The sequence below is a fragment of the Hymenobacter roseosalivarius DSM 11622 genome, assembly GCF_900176135.1.
Taxonomy (GTDB): Bacteria; Bacteroidota; Bacteroidia; order Cytophagales; family Hymenobacteraceae; genus Hymenobacter; species Hymenobacter roseosalivarius.
The window spans coordinates 26,181-42,053 of record NZ_FWWW01000061.1 but is presented as its reverse complement, the minus strand read 5'-3'; the positions used below and the strand labels follow the sequence as shown (position 1 = coordinate 42,053).

General features: G+C 54.5%; 17 protein-coding genes. 12 read left to right on the top strand and 5 right to left on the bottom strand.

What is annotated here, in order from left to right:
• Positions 1 to 88 precede the first annotated feature (88 nt).
• The 4 genes from B9A24_RS08935 to B9A24_RS08920 form a co-directional block, all read right to left on the bottom strand.
• On the bottom strand, positions 89 to 262 hold the full coding sequence (locus tag B9A24_RS08935) for a hypothetical protein (RefSeq protein WP_234997134.1): 174 nt from the start codon (positions 260 to 262) through the stop codon (positions 89 to 91).
• Between the two features lie 71 nt (positions 263 to 333).
• Positions 334 to 615, bottom strand: coding sequence for a hypothetical protein (locus B9A24_RS08930; protein WP_084444825.1), 282 nt, complete (start codon positions 613 to 615; stop codon positions 334 to 336).
• Positions 616 to 894: 279 nt separating this feature from the next.
• Positions 895 to 1,809, bottom strand: coding sequence for an IS1595 family transposase (locus tag B9A24_RS08925; protein ID WP_084444824.1), 915 nt, complete (start codon positions 1,807 to 1,809; stop codon positions 895 to 897).
• Positions 1,810 to 2,228: 419 nt separating this feature from the next.
• Positions 2,229 to 2,804 carry a hypothetical protein gene (locus tag B9A24_RS08920; protein ID WP_084444823.1) on the bottom strand — a complete coding sequence of 192 codons (576 nt, stop codon included), beginning with the start codon at positions 2,802 to 2,804 and terminating at the stop codon, positions 2,229 to 2,231.
• Between the two features lie 275 nt (positions 2,805 to 3,079).
• On the opposite strand from B9A24_RS08920, the gene B9A24_RS08915 reads away from it, so the two are divergent.
• The 12 genes from B9A24_RS08915 to lysA all read left to right on the top strand — a co-directional run bounded on the left by B9A24_RS08915 (position 3,080) and on the right by lysA (position 13,961).
• On the top strand, positions 3,080 to 3,556 hold the full coding sequence (locus B9A24_RS08915) for a hypothetical protein (protein ID WP_143434859.1): 477 nt from the start codon (positions 3,080 to 3,082) through the stop codon (positions 3,554 to 3,556).
• A 36-nt stretch (positions 3,557 to 3,592) separates the two neighbouring features.
• Positions 3,593 to 4,042, top strand: a complete 450-nt coding sequence (locus B9A24_RS08910; RefSeq protein WP_084444821.1) for a GNAT family N-acetyltransferase — start codon at positions 3,593 to 3,595, stop codon at positions 4,040 to 4,042.
• 49 nt (positions 4,043 to 4,091) lie between these two features.
• Positions 4,092 to 5,063, top strand: coding sequence for an MBL fold metallo-hydrolase (locus B9A24_RS08905; RefSeq protein WP_084444829.1), 972 nt, complete (start codon positions 4,092 to 4,094; stop codon positions 5,061 to 5,063).
• Between the two features lie 229 nt (positions 5,064 to 5,292).
• Positions 5,293 to 5,823 carry a hypothetical protein gene (locus B9A24_RS08900; protein ID WP_084444820.1) on the top strand — a complete coding sequence of 177 codons (531 nt, stop codon included), beginning with the start codon at positions 5,293 to 5,295 and terminating at the stop codon, positions 5,821 to 5,823.
• Between the two features lie 127 nt (positions 5,824 to 5,950).
• A complete protein-coding gene (locus tag B9A24_RS08895) occupies positions 5,951 to 6,373 on the top strand; it encodes an alpha-amylase family glycosyl hydrolase (RefSeq protein ID WP_084444819.1) in 423 nt (140 codons plus the stop codon).
• 29 nt (positions 6,374 to 6,402) lie between these two features.
• Positions 6,403 to 6,543 carry a hypothetical protein gene (locus tag B9A24_RS22045; RefSeq protein ID WP_159452000.1) on the top strand — a complete coding sequence of 47 codons (141 nt, stop codon included), beginning with the start codon at positions 6,403 to 6,405 and terminating at the stop codon, positions 6,541 to 6,543.
• Positions 6,544 to 6,618: 75 nt separating this feature from the next.
• The gene (locus B9A24_RS08890; RefSeq protein WP_084444818.1) at positions 6,619 to 7,329 is read left to right on the top strand and encodes an alpha-glucosidase C-terminal domain-containing protein; all 711 of its coding nucleotides are present in this window, start codon (positions 6,619 to 6,621) and stop codon (positions 7,327 to 7,329) included.
• Positions 7,330 to 7,571: 242 nt separating this feature from the next.
• Positions 7,572 to 8,171, top strand: coding sequence for a hypothetical protein (locus B9A24_RS08885; RefSeq protein WP_084444817.1), 600 nt, complete (start codon positions 7,572 to 7,574; stop codon positions 8,169 to 8,171).
• Between the two features lie 235 nt (positions 8,172 to 8,406).
• On the top strand, positions 8,407 to 8,994 hold the full coding sequence (gene kefF / locus B9A24_RS08880; protein ID WP_084444816.1) for a glutathione-regulated potassium-efflux system oxidoreductase KefF: 588 nt from the start codon (positions 8,407 to 8,409) through the stop codon (positions 8,992 to 8,994).
• A 165-nt stretch (positions 8,995 to 9,159) separates the two neighbouring features.
• The gene (locus B9A24_RS08875) at positions 9,160 to 11,070 is read left to right on the top strand and encodes a monovalent cation:proton antiporter-2 (CPA2) family protein (protein ID WP_084444815.1); all 1,911 of its coding nucleotides are present in this window, start codon (positions 9,160 to 9,162) and stop codon (positions 11,068 to 11,070) included.
• Between the two features lie 321 nt (positions 11,071 to 11,391).
• Positions 11,392 to 12,741: an aspartate kinase gene (locus B9A24_RS08870; protein WP_084444828.1), complete on the top strand. Its 1,350-nt coding sequence runs from the start codon at positions 11,392 to 11,394 to the stop codon at positions 12,739 to 12,741.
• A 77-nt stretch (positions 12,742 to 12,818) separates the two neighbouring features.
• A complete protein-coding gene (lysA, locus tag B9A24_RS08865) occupies positions 12,819 to 13,961 on the top strand; it encodes a diaminopimelate decarboxylase (protein WP_084444814.1) in 1,143 nt (380 codons plus the stop codon).
• Between the two features lie 151 nt (positions 13,962 to 14,112).
• On the opposite strand, the gene B9A24_RS08860 is transcribed toward lysA, so the two are convergent.
• Positions 14,113 to 15,777, bottom strand: coding sequence for an ArnT family glycosyltransferase (locus tag B9A24_RS08860; protein WP_084444813.1), 1,665 nt, complete (start codon positions 15,775 to 15,777; stop codon positions 14,113 to 14,115).
• Between the last annotated feature and the right edge of the window lie 96 nt (positions 15,778 to 15,873).

The window sequence follows — 15,873 nt, the reverse complement described above, 5'->3', positions numbered from 1 at the left end:
GGCAATAATATACTTGTGTACACCTAGCAAATACAATAGGGCTACCGAATACGGTAGCCCTATTTCGTGGTCGGCTAATCACAGAAAGCTATGCCTTAAACCTGCGGTCAGGTAATGCCCTTTCAGCGTCTTGCTGATAGGTAGCGAATTTTTCAGGCATATCAATGCCTAAATCCATGCAGTGCAAGAAGACAGCTTGACGCTCCAGGTATTTCTCTTTGCGCTGGATACGGGTAATGCCCCCAATATCGGATTTCCACACCCAAAACAGGTGGGACTGCTGAATCAATTCGCAGTTGCAGCAGTGCAGATAAAAGTGAAAGTCGGCTGTCTTCATTCAGCACTGACTTCGCGAATTACTTCACGGCTTAGGGAGAAATCAATTTCCTCATCAGTCACATACTCCGCATTGATCTGTTCGCGTAATAACTGTAAGGCTTCTTCATGTTTGAACTCAACCAAAAACTTCGCGCCTTCCACCAAATCCCGGTATACAGCATCTTCGCTATTGCCTTGCACAACGACTCCTCGCATTTCCTTGATGCAGCCGACGAAAACGCCGGGAGAATCGCCCTTGTAGATAAGGCCGGTAAGTTTCAGGACAGGCTCAGACATGGTACATGGCGTTTGGTGGGGTGTTAAAGATGCGAGTATAACCAACAAACGGCGAATATCCAGCTCTTGTTACTCTAAGGCTTAGGCTTGCTCCTACAAAAAACGGCCCCTCGCATGAGGGGCCGTTTCTATTTCTGCTCTTTGGGTGGCTCTGCTTTAGGCTTCGGCTTAAACTTGCGTTGCACAGGCGGCGGCGGTGTCTTGAGTAACACGCGCAAGCCAGCGTTAAAGTCTTCTAGCGACATACGGCCATCTTCGTCAACAGGTGGGGGCGGTGGTTTAGGCATGAGCAATCAGAACGGCGTAAGTAAGCCGTCCTGTAATATTACTCAATATCAGGTTAAAACGTTCACCTGTTTGCATCCGGCGCGTGTTCCAGCGCCGCGAAAACTCGTTGACATACGCTTGCAGGTGTTCTAAGCTCACGTGATGGTAGATGCCATCAATCATTCGCTTGAAGTGGCTCCAAAAGCCTTCTAAGCCGTTGGTGTGCGCCTGTCCGTCTACGTATTGCTTGGCGCTGTGGCGTACTATCCGGTGTACGTACACTTCGGCTACCTTGCGGTACACCTGGTATTCGTCGGTGTTAAGTGTAGAACCGGCTTCTATGGCTTCCTCAATGATAGGCAGCAACGTTTCCGCCGTTACGTCGGGTACGACTTGAGCTACTACGTGTCCGTCGCGTTGCAACATACCAAAGACCGGCGCTTTCTTGGCTATGCTACGGCCTTGCGTACCAGGTGTTTTCTTCGACTTGTGCTTGTTGCCCTCTTTGCCCCCTACATAGGTTTCGTCAAGTTCTACTTCGCCAGTCAACGGAGCGGCTGGGTGCTGAAAAGCGTAGCGCAAGCGGTGCAACAGGAACCAAGCAGACTTTTGCGTTACGCCGATATCACGAGCTAACTGATAAGAACTGATGCCCTTCTTGTGCGACGAGAAGATATAGAGAGCCATAAACCACTTCACCAGCGGAATTTTCGTGTCTTCAAATACGGTACCCACCTTCACATTGAAGTACTTCCCTGTGTTCTTGCACTTGTAGCGGTGTCCAGCGCACTTGTATACTTTGCCTGTCGCATCGAATGGTGACACCGGGCCATTAGGCCATAAGATAGCCTCAAGGTGAGTTATACAAGTCGCCTCGTCCGGAAACGTTGTCGTTAAATCGAGTAAGGTTTTGAAGTAAGGCAGCATATGTATAGCATTTATCTAGTGTAAATATACGCTTAAAATCTGAGTGTAACACTCAGATGTGAGAATATATTTTGTATATTTGCATAAGAAAGGCCGTTCTGCGTCAACAGAACGGCCAATTCAATAAACGACCTACGATTAACGTGTTTTCCGCGGTCGGTTGTTGGGAATACGGCATACGCCCTTGCGTATGTGACAAATCCGTTTACCTCTTTGAGGTCTTACGGGGTACTTTTCTCTTTTACGCATAGTAGGCGTTTAGGAGTAAAATTGAGGTTGGCTGCCTTACGGACGGCTTTCCCCACCGACCCCCCCCCTAGGCGGCAACCTAGCGGACGGTACGGTACTATTGAGCATTACTGCTCTATTCTGATTCGGCCCCCGCTACAACGGGGGCCGTTTTAGTGTATATACTCTTGCTACGCCTGCGTTCTTGGCATACTATCCAATGGCTGTTCGGGTAAGTGTTCGGGCTTTGGTATGTCTCCGTTGAACCACTCAGGCAATCCGTAATAACTAGTATTCAGTTTAACATTTCGCACTCTTTTCAAAGGCCCCCCCTCGGAAAGATCGCTTAATGCACCCGCTACACTGGACTTTGGCACAACGCCACGGGATTCGCGGATAGAGGCAAGAATTTTTCCTGTTGTCTTGATAAAGCCACCAGACTTCACTATTTCTACAAGTTCATCCCGAAACCCTACTCCGTTAGGCGATACGGCTGGAGTTGTATTCGCTGCATTAGCGTTCGCGACATGTTCGGCACCGCCGGTTTCCCCGGTGTCACTTTCAGCCGAGGGGTCGGTGTTGCCACCTTGCATTCTCTGGATAAGAGCTTGCAAGGCGAGAAAACGCTTTTTAGCCTGCCTATAACCGGCAATGGTTTGCGCAAGTTCGGCGCTCGCCTTATTAAGCTTGCCCTTCTCGGTATCTAGGCTACTAATGAAAGATTGAAGCGCAACCTCTTGCTCAAAAGTGGTCTCGTACGGTATCATGAGTGCGTTCTTTGCGTTCGCCAGCAAATATACGAACGTTCGCCAATCAAAAGTGCCTTCTTATAGAATCTTTTTTTCTTTCCAAGGAACGCACGAAAAAAGCGACCCCGTTTCCGAAGCCGCTTCCGTTTTGTCTGTCGCTCTAGTATCCTACCTTCGCAGTGTACACAGGTATGTTATTGCCTAAAATTAAACTGCTTGTCGCTTTCCTCTGTATTTCGCGACTGGCAACGGCGCAGGAACCAGCTGCTGTACCCAGCCCCGAGATTGAAACCATGCACAGCGCAAAACTCACGTTTTTAGGATTGTCTTATGCCTACGAACGGGCTCTGAGTCCGCGCACCAGCCTGACGGCCGAACTTATGCTGGCGAGTGATTTCCAGGGCCGCAGTGACGGCTGGGGCACAACCATAGACATCTATCTGGCTCCTGTTGTGAACGTAGAGCCGCGCTTCTACTACAACTTTCTAAAGCGGACTGCCAAGGGTAAAAATACTACCAATAACTCGGCTAACTACGTAGCTCTGAGCGCCGACTATACATTTGGTTCTAACATTAGCGACCGGCTGCGCTTCGAGCAGGCGCTTAGCGTGACGCCAAAATGGGGCTTACGCCGTGCTCTGGGTGGGCAGTTTTTCTTTGAATCAGCCGTCGGCTTGAGCTTCCGCAAACCAGTGTATTATTCGTGGCGATTAGTGCCGGCTCTGAATGTGAAATTCGGCTACGTGTTTGGTAAGCGAACGGCGCGTTAAGTAGCCAAAAACCCATTGCGAAGCACCTTTATAGCCATGCTTTACCGCGAAGCCCAGGTGGCTGATATTCCGCAACACATGGTTGTCCGGATGGCGGTCAGGGAAAACCAGCTTTCCAACCCTGATCGGGTAACGGAGCAAGACAACATCGATTACCTGACCAAGCGGGGTAACGGCTGGGTTTGCGAAGCAGACGACCAGATTGTGGGGTTCGCCATTGCCGACCTGCAAGACCATAGCATCTGGGCACTCTTTGTACACCCCGACTACGAGCAACAGGGCATCGGCCGGCAGCTACAGGCGCTGATGCTACGCTGGTATTTCAGCCACACCCAGCATCCCATTTGGCTCAGCACGAGTCCGGGAACGCGGGCCGAAAGATTCTATCGAAAATCGGGCTGGCGCGAAGCCGGCCGGACTGCCTCCGGGGAAGTTCGGTTCGAGCTGAAGATGGAAGAGTGGGCAAGGCGCTTCAAGCAAGTATAGATCTGGTTATGGCCGCCTGATAAGCTGAATCTATGGCTACCTTATGGGTATGGAGACGACGCGTTTATTCCAACGGTGCTTGCTGCTCTTACTGCTCCTGGTGGGGCATTGTGTCCTCGCGCAGCGCCCAGATTCTCCCGCCTTTAGCGTCGTGCCGCTGGGCGTGAAAGGCGGACTGGATGAGGGCAACCTTTCCGCCTATCTGGTTGCGGCGTCGGGCTCCACTTCCTACGTGTGTCTGGATGCGGGCAGCGTGTATAGTGGCGTGGAAAAGGCCGTAGCGCGTAAGGTATTTACGGGGTCGGCGGGCGAGGTAATCCGCAACAACATCAAGGCTTATCTCATTTCCCACGCCCACCTCGACCACGTAGCGGGCCTGCTGCTGAACGCTACCGACGACTCACCCAAAAGCATCTACGGCCTGAGTGACTGTCTTAAAACCATTCAAAACGATTATTTCAACTGGCGAACCTGGCCCAACTTCGGCAGCAGCGGCAACCCGCCAGCCCTGCGCAAATACCAGCTGCAGCCCCTAACGCCCGGCCAGGAAACGGCCCTCGAAAACACGGTCTTGAGCGTCCAGACGTTTGTGCTGAGCCACGGCAAGCCCTATCAGAGCGCCGCCTTCCTGATCCGCAGCCAGAATAGCTACCTGCTCTACCTCGGCGACACCGGCGCCGATGCCATCGAAAAAGCCCCCCAGCTGCGCAACTTATGGCAAGCCATTCAGCCACTGGTAAAAGCCGGCCAGCTCAAGGCCATTTTCATCGAAACTTCCTACGCCAATGTCCAGCCCCCAGCGCAGTTGTTCGGGCACCTTACCCCGGCCTTGCTCATGCAGGAAATGGCTGCCCTTAGTCAGCTAACCGGCGCGGCCGCGCTACGTGGGCTGCCCGTTGTCATTACCCATATCAAACCAACAGCCGGCAATGAGACTGCCATCAAAAAGCAGCTCACCGAAGCGAATTCGTTGCAGATGAAACTCATCTTTCCAGAGCAAGGGCAGTTGCTCCAATTCTAGCTTTTGGGATGGAGCATGGAACAGCTACTATTGTATTCAGGTTTTGTATTGGGCGGTCATGCAGGGCGGCGCGAAGCATCTCGCTCGGGTAGTGGAATTAGTCATCAAGCTACCGTTAACGAGATGCTTCGCTCCATTGCGCATGACCAGTGACCGCCTAGGAAAGCGATTATCATACCTAGCATAAGGCGGTATTTCCTTCTCTGCTCTCCTACTTCTCTCATTGCCTGTGAAAAAATGCTTACTTCTAATTGCTTGCTGCTTACCCTTCACCCTCCTTGCGCAAGCGCCAACGAACCCTATTACCAATCGCGACTACAAAGTTGCTTTGGGCGTGCTAGGCACCTACCAGGCCGTAGGCTTGCAAACCGAGCTTAGGTTTAGCGACCAGTTCGCCTTCAAAGCAGTAGGTGCCCTGTCATTCGACAAGGGACGACGGGCAGGAGAAAACAGCGGGGCCGGCATTGGCCTGCTGACGTACTATATTCCCACTAACCACCCCTTTATTGAGCCGCTAGTGGGCCTGGGGGGCATTTATTCCTGGTACCATTGGGAATTATACGGCACCAGCGGCACCATCCACGATGTAAACGTGGGCGGCGGTTTAGGCACTAATCTTCGGTTCAGCAACCATTTCCGAACCGGATTCAATGTGTTCCTGGGCAATGGTTTTCGCGCCGAATACCAGGGAGATAAAATGTCCACCGTGAGCCGACGCCTGCTGATTCTGCCGACATTGACGTTGGATTTTTTACTTTAATATCAGTGGTATCACAGGCTTCAATGCTGGTGCAAGTCTATGCCCACACTCGACGCCGACGAACTGCGAGTCACACTCTAACCTACCGCTACTGCCATCTGTAATTGGCAACCCTTGACGATTAAACATGAAGAAGATAGCTATTTTACTCTGGTCTGTTCTGCTGATTTCCTGCAGTAAAGTAACCGTAGTTTCTCCCTCTACTCCAACCGTTCCCTCGGCCACGGCCGATCCGGCCCAATACGGTACGCCCTTCACGGAAGTGCCCGATGCTCCGAATGCCACGGTGTATCAGGTCAATATGCGGGCGTTTAGTGCGCAAGGCAATTTCAAGGGAGTATTAGCTCGCCTGGACTCTATCAAAGCGCTAGGTATCAATGTGGTGTATTTGATACCAATTTATCCTATTGGTAAGCTGAAAGCCTTCGACTCGCCTTATGCAATACAGGACTATATGGCGGTAAATCCGGAACTCGGTACGCTGGCTGATTTGCGGGCGCTTGTGGACGGTGCTCATGCTCGCCGTATGGCCGTCGTACTCATTGGGTAGCCAACCACACCGCCTGGCACCACCCCTGGGTGACCGCGCACAAGGATTGGTACCAGCAGGATGCTGCCGGCAACATCAAAAACCCTCCCCTGGGCTGGAGTGACGTAGCCCAGCTCAACTTCGCGAGCGCGCCCATGCGGGCCGCCATGATTCAGGCCATGCGGTACTGAGTTTTTCAGGCCAACATTGACGGCTACCGCCTTGATTACGCCGATGGCCCCACCTATGAGTTTCTCACCGAGGCCGTGGGCAGCCTCCGTTCTATCAGCACCCACAAACTGCTGCTCATTGCCGAAGGCTCCGACAAAACTTACTACTTCCAGGCTGGTTTTCAGCTCCGCTATGGGTTTGATTTCCTGGCCACGATGAAAGACCGGATTTTTGCCAAACGCGAAAGTGTCAAGCTCCTCGACAATCTCAACGAGGCGAATTATGCAAATGCTCCGGCTGGTGCCCGCATGTTGCGCTACACCTCCAACCACGATATTAACAGCTCTGAAGGCACGCCGTTGGAGCTATTCAATGGTCAGCAAGGGTCAACGGCCGCATTTGTGGTGGCTGCTTACATGAAAGGCACGCCTATGATTTACAATGGGCAAGAGGTAGGATTTCCAGTCCGGCTGCCTTTTATGGGTACGCGCCGCACGATTGACTGGTCGCTCAACCCGGCTGTAACCAAGGAGTACAGAAGCATCCTCCGCTTTCGCAACAGCAGCGACGCTGTCCGCAATGGGGCGCTCACCTCCTACAGCAGCGACGATGTGTGCGCGTTCACGAAAACTCTCGACACTCAAAAAGTCTTAGTACTGGTCAATCTTCGCAATGCTACTACCAGCTATCAGGTGCCCGCTGCCTTGGTAAACTCAGCCTGGCTAAATGCCTTAAACCAGCAGCCACTGGCGCTGAATACGCAGCTTACCTTACAGCCTTATCAGTATTTGATTTTACGTAGGTAACTCCACCTGTTCGGTAGTAAACCTACTAATCGCAGTCGCTCGGCTATGCCGAGTGACACCTACGCCACGAGCGTCCCATGCCGTTTAATTACAATTCAATGATTTCATACGCGTTGCAGCACAGCTGCTGAAGCGTAAAGGTCACTCGGCATAGCCGAGCGACTGCAAAGGCGGAAATTGTAGACTGCTTTACCTGAATTTAATTTTTCTTTTTTAGAGTACCCGAAGGATAGAACTTGAGTATGGCCTCTAATAATGGGTTACGCAATTTAGGCCTGAAGCTCCGCAAAGCACAAAAGCCTGAGGTCAGTAGGCTAAATCATAAGCGCAATAAAACACAAAGATCTGTAATACATTTTATTTTATACGCTTTATCAATTCTAGGCCTTGGATTAACTGTACTTGAAATTAAAATTTATCAGCAAACACTTATTAGTGCAACTATCCCAATTTTAATATACATTTTTACTACTTTAACTGCGACACTATTTACAAGACAACTACTCAAAAAGCATTTTGACACAGGCAGCATATTTCTTCAATTGTGCTACAACCTTATGACATGGGGAGGAATAGCCGTATATATATTCATGAGCTTAAATTATTATCTCGCGTCCGATAACTCGCTACTTATAAGAACTGAAGTTCTAAAAAATGGAAACCTAGCTAAAGGTAGATATGGCTGCGGAGAGCCATATGTAGAAGTATATATTAATGGAGTAAATAAACAGATTATGTTCCCTTGCGGCTTTAATACAAAAGGATATACTTCGGCAAAACTTACTATCAAAAAAGGGTTGTTTGGCTTTAATATAATTACAAACCCAATATTGGAGAAATAACTTTGTGACTCCATTTACCTTGAACATAACAGCTCATAGATAGGGATTATTATGTATCCATAGAGCAACTATAAAAAGCCCCTCAGATACTGCATGTGGGGGCTTTTTTAAAGTGTAGCTCCAATAATTCCGGGCCTTCCCCTATCATACGCAGCAGCTTCCACAGCAACTGTGTCCTCTTGCAGTGAATTTTTTAACTTGCTTCGGCACTTGTGCTTCACCTCGTCTCTATCCTATGGCTCGTATCCTGATTCAGTTTGCGCATCCGGCCCTAGAGAAGTCGAGAGTGAACCGGCGGCTGATTGCGGCGGTGGAGTCGTTGGACTTTGTGACGGTAAACGATTTGTACGAGCAGTACCCCGACTTCGACATCGATGTACAGCGGGAACAGGAGTTGCTTTTGGCCCACGAGTATGTCGTGTTGCACCACCCGTTTTACTGGTACAGCTCGCCGGCAATGATTAAGCAGTGGGAAGACCTGGTGCTGGAACACGGCTGGGCCTACGGGCGCACCGGCAATGCCTTGGCTGGCAAGCACATGTTGAACGCCATTACCACCGGCGGCCGGCAGGAAGCCTACCAGGAAACGGGCTCCAACCGCTATACAATCCAGCAGCTGTTGGCGCCCTTCGAGCAGACGGCCCGGCTCTGCAAGATGCAGTACCTGCCGCCATTCGTGGTGCACGGTTCCCTGCGCATTACGGATGAGGAGATTGATGCCGCGGCCATCCGGTACCGCGATTTGCTTACGTTGCTCGCCACGGGCCAGGCCACTGAATACGCCAGCTTACAGGCTCCATTTCTTAGAAGCTGTTTGAGTTAGCTTTTCGGACTGGTAGAATGAGGTAGAGACGCAATATTTTGCGTCTCCTCGCGCGTGAATCGTGCAACGGCGAGACGTAAAATATTGCGTCTCTACCTCGTTTAGCCACTTGGCAGCTAACTCAAACAGCTTCTTAAGGATTTGGCCAACTAAACTCACTGCTGTATGAGTCAGTCTGTTTTGCTGCAAGCGTTGGTGTATCTGGCGGCCGCAGTGTTGTTTGTGCCGCTGGCCAAGCGCTTTGGTTTGGGCTCGGTGCTGGGGTATTTGCTGGCCGGGATGGTCATTGGGCCAGCCGTGCTGGGGCTGGTCGGCGAAGAGGGCCAGGACGTGATGCGCGTGGCAGAGTTTGGCGTCGTGATTATGCTGTTTCTGGTGGGTCTGGAGCTAGAGCCGGCTTTGCTGTGGAAGCTCCGCACACCTATTCTTGGGCTCGGCGGCCTGCAAGTGGTGGTGACGGCGCTGGCCTTGGCGGGACTGGCCATGGTGGCGGGCATCGAGTGGAAACCTGCTCTGGCCCTGGGACTTATTCTGGCTATGTCGTCGACGGCCATTGTGCTGCAGACGTATAAAGAACAAAATCAGTTGGGTACACCCGCCGGGCAAGGCACGTTCTCTGTGCTCCTGTTTCAGGATATTGCTGTTATCCCGATTCTGGCGATTTTGCCCCTACTGGCTATGCAGCCCGCCACGCCCGGCGAGGCATCGGCCGCCAATCATAATTTATTAGCGTCGGCACCGGGCTGGCTGCGCGCCCTGGCTTTGGTGGCGGCGGTAGCTAGCGTAGTAGTGCTGGGCAAGTACGGTATGCGGCCGATATTCCGATTGGTTGCTCGTAGCGGCTTGCGCGAAGTATTTATTGCCACGGCGTTGCTGCTGGTGGGTGGCGTGGCTTTGCTGATGGAGCTAGTAGGCCTGAGTCCGGCGTTGGGGGCTTTTGTGGCGGGCGTGGTGCTGGCTACCAGCGAGTACAAGCACGAGATTGAGAGCGACATCGACCCGTTCAAAGGCCTGTTGCTGGGCTTGTTTTTCATGTCGGTGGGGGCGGCAATTGACTTTGGGCTGATCCGGGAAAATCCGTTGCTGGTAGCGGGGGCGGTGGTGGCCATTATGCTGGTCAAAACAGCAGTGCTGTTGGTCCTGGGCCAACGCTTCACCGGCAACCGGGCGCAGAACGCGACCCTGGCGTTGGGGCTAAGCCAGATTGGGGAGTTTGCCTTCGTGCTGCTGTTCTTCACCACCCAAAATGGCATTTTGGATCAGCGCATTACCAGTATTGCTACGGCCGTGGTGGCTATTAGCATGGCCCTTACGCCGCTGGTTTTTTTGCTTAATGAACGGGTAATTCAGCCGCGCCTGGGGCCATCGGCTGCACCTGAGCGGGAAGCGGATGCTATCGAGGAGAAAAAACCCGTCATCATTGCGGGATTTGGGCGGTACGGCAACATCGTTGGGCGTTTTCTACGCGCCAACGACATCGGCACCACCGTTCTGGATTTTGATGCTGACCGCGTAGAAACGCTACGTCAGCTGGGTTTGCGCGTGTACTACGGCGATGCGTCCCGCTACGATTTGCTGCACGCGGCCGGCGCGAGTCAAGCCAAAGTCATCATCATTGCCCTCGATTCGTCGGAGCGGGCGCTGGAGCTGGTAGAGCTGGTGCGGCGTCACTTTCCCCACCTACGCATCCTGGTGCGGGCCCACGACCGACCCGACGCCTACGAATTTATTGAGGCCGGCCTGACCGACGTATATCGCGAAACGGTGGACAGTTCCCTGGGCGTGGATGCGCTGCGTCTGCTGGGCGTGCGCGCCTACCACGCCCAACGAGCCGCCCGCACCTTCCTGCGCCACGATGAGCTGGCCATGCGCGAGCTGGCGGCCGTGCGCAAAGACCGGAAAACCTACTTCAGCACCGCCCGACAACGTATTCAGGAGCTGGAACAACTGCTCCACTTCGACGCGGCCAACGAAAATTTACGGGAAGTGGATGAAGGCTGGGACAACGAGTCCTTACGCCAGGAAGCACCACCCGCGTCGTCGGCTTTCACCGCGCCTCAAGCGCCCGTGGTGTAGCGGAAAGCCGCTTTTCGTCAAATTTGACAGTGCTAAAAAGCCCCCCAGACATCGTATCTGGGGAGCTTTTTATTCACTAGTGGTCATTAAACCAATTGGCGAACTCTTCCTGAATACAGAAATCATTGAATAACGAGCTTGCGCCAGCCTACTCCTTCGTCCAAACAAACCCCTGCGGAATAACAGCGCGCCTCCTGCATCGTGCAGGAGCTTAGCAGTGCCGATAGCCCGCAGTTCGTTAAAAATACCCCCAGCAAGGGCATCATTTCACATCTTGATGCTTGGGCCGTACCTTGGGTGCTCTTACGCTCAATATTTTTCATGAGAATTCTCAAGTTTGGCGGCACATCCGTCGGGTCGGCGGCGCGGATGCGTTCTGTGGCCGACCTCATTCAAAGTTCGGAGCCGCGCATCGTGGTATTATCGGCTATGGCGGGCACTACTAATTCGCTGGTTGCAATTGCGAAGCTGCTTTTTGAGGGAGAAATTCAGGCGGCTACGTCCCAAACCGAAATCCTGCGCCAGCACTATATGATGGTCGCCCGTGAGCTGCTGCCCGAGCCAGCGATAGCCGAAGAAGCTATAAGTCAGCTAGGCACTTGCTTTAAAACCATCTTTGGCCTGATGCGTCAGCCGTTGTCGGCTTCCGGCGAGCGGGTGATTCTGGCGCAGGGCGAACTGCTGAGTACGCTGCTGTTTCACCGCTATCTGACGGCTATTCGCGGGCAGGAAGCCGTGCTGCTGCCGGCGCTGGAGTTTATGCGCCTCGATGCCAACGACGAGCCCGACGACGCCTACATCCGCGAGCATTTAACCCAACAATTAGCCCCCCACACCGCCCAGGCGCTTTTTATTACTCAGGGCTACATCTGCCGCAATGCCAAGGGCGATATCGACAACCTCAAGCGCGGCGGCTCCGACTACTCCGCGTCCCTGATCGGGGCGGCGGCCGGGGCCGATGAAATCCAGATCTGGACCGACATCGACGGCTTGCACAATAACGATCCGCGCGTGGTGGAAGGCACCTATCCTATCCGCGAGCTGTCGTTTGATGAGGCAGCCGAGCTGGCTTATTTCGGGGCTAAGATTCTGCACCCCAGTTCCGTGCTGCCGGCACGCCAGTACAACATTCCCGTGCGCCTGCTCAACACGATGCAGCCCGAAGCGCCCGGCACGCTTATTTCCAGCAAAACCGGCTCGGAGGCTATCAAAGCGGTGGCCGCTAAAGATGGCTTGGTGGCAATCAAAATCAAGTCGAGCCGAATGCTGCTGGCCCACGGCTTTCTGCGCAGCGTATTTGAGGTATTTGAGCGCTACCGCACGCCCATCGATATGATTACGACCTCGGAAGTAGCCGTGTCATTGACCATCGACGATGCTACGCATTTAACCGAAATTCTAGCCGAGCTGCGCGATTTTGGCAGCGTGGAAATTGATGAAAACCAGACAATCATTTGCCTGGTTGGTAATCTGATTCAGGAAAACCATGGCTCGGCGCGACTGGTGTTCAATGCCCTGGGGGATATTCCGCTGCGGATGATTTCTTACGGCGGCTCACCGAATAATATCAGCCTGCTGGTGAATACTGCTGATAAAATGCGGACGCTGAAGGCGCTGAATGCGGGTCTTTTTCAGCGACAGATTTTCCATTCGGATGCTTCCGACGATTAGCCTCAACCCCTAGCCCCTTCTCCCTGAGGAGAAGGGGCTAGGGGTTGAGGCTAATCGTCGCTTATTACTCTAAATAAATGTCTTTCTCTCTTTCCGGCGAGCTGCTCGCCCGCCCTACGCCTTTCTACCACTACGACCTGAGCCTGCTCCGGCGCACTCTCGAAGCGGTGCAGCAGGCGGCGCGGCCGCGGGGGTTTCATGTGCATTATGCGTTAAAAGCGAATGTCAACGAGCCCATCCTGCGCCTTATCAAAGAGCACGGCCTCGGGGCTGATTGCGTCAGCGCCAACGAAGTGCAGCGCGCCCTCGACACTGGATTTGCCCCCCAAGACATCGTTTTTGCCGGTGTGGGCAAAACGGACGCAGAAATCACGCGGGCGCTGGCGGCGGATATCTGGTGCTTCAATGCGGAGTCGGCCCAGGAGCTGGTGGTGCTGAATGAGCTGGCTGGGGGGCAAAATCGGCGGGCGCGGGTGGCCCTGCGCGTAAATCCAAACGTGGACGCGCACACCCACCACTACATCACGACAGGGCTGGAAGCTAACAAATTTGGCATTGGCTTGAATGATTTGCCGGCCGTGGTAGAGCAGCTGGCGACGCTGCCTAACCTGGAACTGGTCGGTCTGCACGCCCACATTGGCTCTCAAATCACGGATCTGGCGGTATTCGCGGAGCTTAGCCAGAAGCTGAACGAGCTACAAACCTGGCTCGAAGAACAGGGCTATACCCTGCCCCACCTCAACGTGGGTGGCGGCCTGGGCATCGACTACAACGACCCCGATACCAACCCCATTCCCGATTTCGAGGCCTACTTCCGCACCTTCGAGCAGCACCTGATCCGGCGGCCGGGCCAGCAGGTACACGTAGAGCTGGGCCGGGCCATCGTGGCCCAGTGCGGCACGCTGGTGAGCCGGGTGCTGTACGTGAAGCGCAGTCAGCAAACCCAGTTCGCTATTCTCGACGCGGGCCTGACGGAGCTGATCCGGCCGGCCCTATACGGCAGCCACCACCACATTCAAAATCTCAGCAGCCAGGGCGACATTCAGCCCTACGACGTGGTGGGGCCTATTTGTGAATCGTCGGACACGTTTGGGCGCGCCGTGCCGCTGCCCGAAACCCAACGCGGCGACTTGGTGGTGCTGCGCTCGGCGGGCGCGTATGGGGAAGTAATGAGCTCAGGGTATAATCTGCGGGAGAAAGCCGAGGCGGTATATTCCTGAGTGGGGGTGGTTCGGGCGGGGTGGTACTACGACTCCAAAGTCGTAGTACCACTATCGTTGCTGATGCCTGCACACGCGTAAGGTCGTTCAACGATAGTGGTACTGGTACTACGACTTTGGAGTCGTAGTACCACCCCGCTACCCGCCCCTATTAATACCATACCGTCCACTTGCCCAGATGCTCGTGCCGATTGAAATACGGCAGCAGCCACCGGCGCTCGGGGTTCAGCTCACCTTTTATCAGAAGCACGGGGCGCTGCTGGAGCACTCGCTGCAAGGCGGGCAGTTGGGTGGAGTCATTGAGATAAATCAGATTCTGCTGCCAGCGCTGGTCGGGCTCAAACTGGGTTTCGCGGTTGAGATTCTGGTTGCCGTCGTTCAATGAAACCGGGAGCCTGCCCAGCTCGAAGGCCAGGGACGGCAGCAACTCATTATAAACCAGCAGCGGCCGCTGGGTGAGGCCGCGCTGCCGAAGCAGCCCGGCCACGGGGCGCGTGCCATTGGCCGCCAGCTCATTCTGGTGCAGAATGGGTTTGACTGCCAGCAGCAGCGTGACAGTAAACATGACCGTGGCCGCCAGCAGGCGGGGCGCTATCCGCACCTGCTCCCAGAGCGTGAGCACAATAACCAGCACGATCACGCCGGCCGCCGGCACGGCCGCTGTGAGGGGACGCAGCGTGAAAGGAAGGTTTAGCGCCCCCGCCAAAACGGGTGCCAGGCACAGTACGCCCAGCAGCAAGCCAAAAAACGCCACGATACCCACGTACCAGCGAAACAGCGCGGCCTCGGTGCAGCGGCCCAGGTAATACACCGTGAGCAGAGCCACACCCGGAAAGATGGGCAACACATACAGCAGCAGCTTGGAGCCGGATAGGGAGAAAAACCCCATTGGTACCAGTACCCAGAAAATGAGCACGTTGCGCCAGAGCTGCGGCACCGCGGCCCACCGTACGCGCACCGCCTGCACCACCAGCGCCACCGACCACGGCAAACTGGTAGCCGGAGCCAGCACCAGATAAAACCACCACGGCTTAGCCCGCTTAAAGGTATCGGCGTTAGCGAAGCGCTCCACGGTGTGCTCAAACAAGAAATAGCGCACAAAGGCCGGGTTCTCCGCTATCAGGTACAGATACCAGCTTAATCCAACTATCAAAAACAGCCCCAGCCCCAGCGCATGGTGCACCGTGAAAGGTCGACGGGCTTGCTTCTGATCGATGTTTTGCTTGAAGTAATGACTGGCCACGGCCATCAGCGGCAGCACGAAGCCCACCGGGCCTTTGGTCAGAAAAGCCAGGCCCAACCCGAGCCAGAACAGGTAAAGCCACCGGATTTGCCCCCCGGCGTAGTAGCGCAGAATTCCGTAGGCCGCCGCCAGCTCCAGGGTAGCCAGGTAAGCGTCGGTGGTCACGTTCAGGGCCGAGATGAGCACCACGGGCAAGGAGCCGTAAACGACAGCCGTGGCCAGGGCGCGGGCCCGGTCGCCAAGAAAGAGCAGCTCACCCAGCTTATACATCAGCAGCACCTGGAGCAGCACTGTTAGCACCGGCAACACGCGGACCGCCGCCGCGTGGGGGCCAAAAACAGTCAGGCCGGCGGCCGTGAGCCAGTAGGTCAGTGGGGGCTTGTGAAAGTGCTGAATGCCGAGCAGGCGCGGGTGCAGCCAGTCGCCGCTGACCAGCATCTCGCGACCGATTTCGGCGTAGCGCGCCTCGCTGCTTTCCAGCGGCCCCCAGGCCCCGAGGCCGATAAAAAATGCCCCCCCGAGCAGCAGCAAAAACACCCAGAGCCAACGGCGGGAAGCAAGCGGAAACGGCATAGCGAAGCAGAGTAGAAAGCAGCTGCAATGTTAGCCAAAATGTCGGGGCGGGACAGAATAATGGCCGCACGCCTTTGCAACTAACGGGGCGTCAGC

Bases quoted from the DNA above. Each gene is read 5' to 3' on its own strand.
- B9A24_RS08915 (WP_143434859.1), top strand. From the start codon at position 3,080: ATGCACAGCGCAAAACTCACGTTTTTAGGATTGTCTTATGCCTACGAA.
- B9A24_RS08905 (WP_084444829.1), top strand. From the start codon at position 4,092: ATGGAGACGACGCGTTTATTCCAACGGTGCTTGCTGCTCTTACTGCTC.
- B9A24_RS08885 (WP_084444817.1), top strand. From the start codon at position 7,572: ATGGCCTCTAATAATGGGTTACGCAATTTAGGCCTGAAGCTCCGCAAA.
- B9A24_RS08925 (WP_084444824.1), bottom strand. From the start codon at position 1,809: ATGCTGCCTTACTTCAAAACCTTACTCGATTTAACGACAACGTTTCCG.
- B9A24_RS08910 (WP_084444821.1), top strand. From the start codon at position 3,593: ATGCTTTACCGCGAAGCCCAGGTGGCTGATATTCCGCAACACATGGTT.
- B9A24_RS08895 (WP_084444819.1), top strand. From the start codon at position 5,951: ATGAAGAAGATAGCTATTTTACTCTGGTCTGTTCTGCTGATTTCCTGC.
- B9A24_RS08930 (WP_084444825.1), bottom strand. From the start codon at position 615: ATGTCTGAGCCTGTCCTGAAACTTACCGGCCTTATCTACAAGGGCGAT.
- B9A24_RS08875 (WP_084444815.1), top strand. From the start codon at position 9,160: ATGAGTCAGTCTGTTTTGCTGCAAGCGTTGGTGTATCTGGCGGCCGCA.
- lysA (WP_084444814.1), top strand. From the start codon at position 12,819: ATGTCTTTCTCTCTTTCCGGCGAGCTGCTCGCCCGCCCTACGCCTTTC.
- B9A24_RS08870 (WP_084444828.1), top strand. From the start codon at position 11,392: ATGAGAATTCTCAAGTTTGGCGGCACATCCGTCGGGTCGGCGGCGCGG.
- kefF (WP_084444816.1), top strand. From the start codon at position 8,407: ATGGCTCGTATCCTGATTCAGTTTGCGCATCCGGCCCTAGAGAAGTCG.
- B9A24_RS08920 (WP_084444823.1), bottom strand. From the start codon at position 2,804: ATGATACCGTACGAGACCACTTTTGAGCAAGAGGTTGCGCTTCAATCT.
- B9A24_RS08860 (WP_084444813.1), bottom strand. From the start codon at position 15,777: ATGCCGTTTCCGCTTGCTTCCCGCCGTTGGCTCTGGGTGTTTTTGCTG.